The following is a 3,426-nucleotide window of genomic DNA, read 5'->3' as shown; positions in this document are numbered from 1 at the left end:
GTAGTCAGTTACCTAATTTTCAGGGAAAAAGTACCTGAATTTTACCCCCGATCCCTCCAATGGTCGGCACTTTTTGAGGTCAAAAAAGTCTAAAAGCCTTATCCAACAAGGTTTTTAGATTTATTCAGCAAGCCCTATATACGGAAGAAAACTGTCCTATTCTGCATCATCAAAACGGTGAATATCATCATCTCCCAAATATTCGCCATTTTGCACCTCAATCATCACCAGAGGAATAGAACCGGGGTTTTCCAACCGATGACGGGTATTCATAGGAACGTATGTAGATTCTTTTTGTTTGAGGAGAGTTTCTTTTTCATCACAGATTACCCGCGCTGTACCGGAGACGACAATCCAGTGTTCACTGCGATGGTAGTGCATTTGGGTACTCATGTGATGGCCGGGTTTAATGACAATGCGATTGATGCGATACCGGGGACCTTCCTCCAATACCGTCACCGTTCCCCAGGGGGGAGTCCGCGTCATTTCTATGTCTTGGGGAGAAGGGGAGGGAGCATTAATTAAGTCATCCATGGCGGTGGTCTCCAAACTTGATTAATATTTTAGTGGACAATCTCTGGTTTGCAGCTATTAGCTAAAGGTGTGTGGGGTGTGGGGTGTGGGGTGTGGGGTGTGGGGTGTGGGGTGTGGGGTGTGGGGAGAATAAATAGAAATAATCTCCTGTCTCGGAGTCTCCTGTCTCGGAGTCTCCTGTCTCGGAGTCTCCTGTCTCCTGATAACTGATAACTGATTCAGGAGGGCAATTGTTTAAAATCAAAATTTGTGTCTTTGCCCTTGACAGATGGCTCGGTTTGTGCTATGCGATTAGCCATTTGTACCAGATCCACCCCGGTAGCTTGACGCAATTGTTCAGCAAAGGCAGTCATTTTCGGGACAAGATTACCATCACCCCCGTCCACTACCGTCACCGTTTGCACCTGCACTTCTGGGACACTAGCGACCATTAATTTAAGCAATAACTCCAATTTTTGGTATAAAAAGATGTTTTTAGCGTTATTTCCCGCTCCTTGCCAAGAGGCCGCTAGTTTTTTGGTTCCTTCCGCTTGCGCTTTCCCCTGTTCGATAATTTTGGCCGCTTCCCCCCGGGCTTTTGCGATCGCTTGTTGACATTCCGCTGCCGCCGGGGCGATCACATCTGCTTGTAATTGCTGTTTCACCTGCTTAATTCGGGCGTTTTGTACCGCCACTTCTGCCTGTACTTTAGCTAAATCCGACATAACCACCGATTCTACCTCAGCAATCATGGCGCCGCGCTTAGTTTGAGTGTCGCGCACCCGTTTTTCTGCGTCAGCTTTGGCTATTTCTAAATCTTTTTGGATACGACGCAAAGCGGTTAGGCGTAGATTCTCGGAATCCTTGATAATCGATGTTTTTCGGGCTTTTGCTTCTGCTATCCGGGCATCTCTCTGTAATTCGGCTTTTTGCTTCCGTCCGATCGAATCGAGATAACGCACCTCATCGGAGATATTCTGGATCTGCAAACTATCCAAAACTAAACCCAATTTTTCTAGATCCTGTTCCGCTTCTTCCAGGAGACTTTTAGCAAAGGCAATCTGATCGGAGTTCGCTTGTTCTGGGGTTAAATTCGCCAAGACACCGCGCAAATTGCCCTCCAGGGTTTCTTTAGCTAATTGTTCGATTTCCTTGCGTTTCTTGCCCAATAAACGCTCGATCGCATTGTGAATAATCGGTTCCTCCCCGGCAATTTTAATATTCGCCACCCCGGTGACGATTAACGGCACACCGCCCTTAGAATAGGCATTAACCACCCTGAGATCGATGATCATGTTGGTCAAGTCCATCTGATACACTTGTTCTATCATGGGTAAACGAATACTGCTGCCCCCTTTTACCAAACGATAACCGATGGTTTTGCCCGTGGCCGTGGGACGACGACTACCGGCAAAAATTAAAACTTCGCTCGGTTGACAGATATGGTAATAGTTACGGATGACTAATAAACCCGCACCTGTGCCTAAACCGAAAACTCCCAGTAAAACAGCGATAATTTCCATAGATTTTATTACGGTCGATGCTCGGATCAAATTAACTAAATTGTATCCATCAATTTCCAACTTTGACAGACCAGTAGTCTGGCAGGGTGGGCTACATCCAAAATTAAAATAAGTAGGGTTTGCGGCAAAAAGTTTTTCGGTGGGGGCAGGGTGTGGGGTGTGGGGTGTGGGGTGTGGGGTTTTACCGGTTTTGAGGTGGCCAATTGCCTAATTTTTAGGGAAAAAGTCCAGGGATTTTCCCCCTGATCACTCCCATACCTGGTACTTTTTGATTGACAAAAAGTCTAAAAGTCTTACCCAACAAGGTTTTTATATTTATTCAGCAAACCCTAAGTAATGATAGAGTAAAATCCTCTAGTTTTATCTTGACTTCAATCAAATTGCTTCTAAAATCTACACATAACTTTATTCGTAGAGCCAATTATTCAATGTATAAATAATCTCAAAAAATCTCTCGGCATTTGTTGACCGTCGCTTCTGCTGCTGTAACTGTCCCCGAACCCTCTAGCCTTCTTGGTTATATCACACTGGGCGGTTTAATGCTAGGGGGTGCTATCCGCAAAGCGAGGAAATAATGCCTACAAGGAAGAGGAGACGCGGGTTTCCTCTCTCTTTTTTAGGGGTTTTTGATACCTGGCACTTCATTCCTGGTTCCAAGGCTCTGCCTTGTAACCAAACATTTAGGCTCTACCTAAATTTAAAAGTCAATCTGAGGAATAGTTTCAGGATCTATCCCTAATTCCCGCAATCGTGCCGCTAGTTGTTCTGCTCGTTGTTTAGCCGCAGAAGCCTCTTGTTTCGCCACAATTAACTCCTCATCGGCCAGGGGAATCAACTCTCCCTCCAGCGTCAACCAGCGCAACCATAGCCGCTCAATTCCCCGATAGGAACCTTGCCACAAACCCAAGCTCAATTCCAGTTGAGGAATCGGTAAGCGTCCCTCCACTAAAGTCACGGGTTGGTAATGACCATCTACCAGTTCAAACGCTTGAAGTTGGTTAGTATAGCGGCTAAAAACTACATAGTAGGGAACCTGCAAAATCTGTTCATAAACTGTCCACTTAGTTGGCGGTTCTTCTGGTTGGCGTAGTTCTTCGCCTAAATCTTGATTTTCCGTACCTGGAGACAATAATTCCACCACAATCGCAGGGGAAACCCCTTCCTGCCAAATCACATAACTTAAGCGCAGGTCATGGCCATCGTAGAGACGAGGAACACCAACCACCCCAAACCAATCAGGACGCTTGTACCATTGAGGGTGTCTGACATCGTAGTAAAGGTTAAGGTCAGCGGCGCTAAAAACTAGCTCTGGTTCCCAGTTGGGAGGCTGAAAAGTCAGCAGTAATAACTGAGGTTGTAATAGGTGAAATTCGTCAGGCAAACCGGGTTC

General features: G+C 46.0%; 3 protein-coding genes and 1 pseudogene. 1 reads left to right on the top strand and 3 read right to left on the bottom strand.

Annotated features, from left to right (window positions below):
- Positions 1-156: 156 nt before the first annotated feature.
- The gene (locus tag PX484_RS24980) at positions 157-534 is read right to left on the bottom strand and encodes a phosphomannose isomerase type II C-terminal cupin domain (protein WP_045357249.1); all 378 of its coding nucleotides are present in this window, start codon (positions 532-534) and stop codon (positions 157-159) included.
- A gap of 218 nt (positions 535-752) precedes the next feature.
- The gene (locus tag PX484_RS24975) at positions 753-2,036 is read right to left on the bottom strand and encodes a flotillin family protein (protein WP_288106088.1); all 1,284 of its coding nucleotides are present in this window, start codon (positions 2,034-2,036) and stop codon (positions 753-755) included.
- 485 nt (positions 2,037-2,521) lie between these two features.
- On the opposite strand from PX484_RS24975, the pseudogene PX484_RS24970 reads away from it, so the two are divergent.
- Positions 2,522-2,611 (top strand): annotated as a pseudogene (locus PX484_RS24970) (PEP-CTERM sorting domain-containing protein); the annotation flags it as partial.
- A gap of 122 nt (positions 2,612-2,733) precedes the next feature.
- Here the strand turns inward: PX484_RS24970 and PX484_RS24965 are convergent.
- Positions 2,734-3,426: Uma2 family endonuclease (locus PX484_RS24965; RefSeq protein WP_288106085.1), on the bottom strand; the 693-nt coding region annotated here is incomplete at its 5' end.

The organism is Microcystis sp. M49636_WE2, from assembly GCF_030065375.1.
GTDB classification, from domain to species: Bacteria; Cyanobacteriota; Cyanobacteriia; order Cyanobacteriales; family Microcystaceae; genus Microcystis; species Microcystis aeruginosa_C.
This window is presented reverse-complemented; position numbering and strand designations above follow the sequence as displayed.

What these genes read in the sequence shown, in the direction of transcription:
- PX484_RS24975 (WP_288106088.1), bottom strand. Translation starts at nt 2,036, where the DNA reads ATGGAAATTATCGCTGTTTTACTGGGAGTTTTCGGTTTAGGCACAGGT.
- PX484_RS24980 (WP_045357249.1), bottom strand. Translation starts at nt 534, where the DNA reads ATGGATGACTTAATTAATGCTCCCTCCCCTTCTCCCCAAGACATAGAA.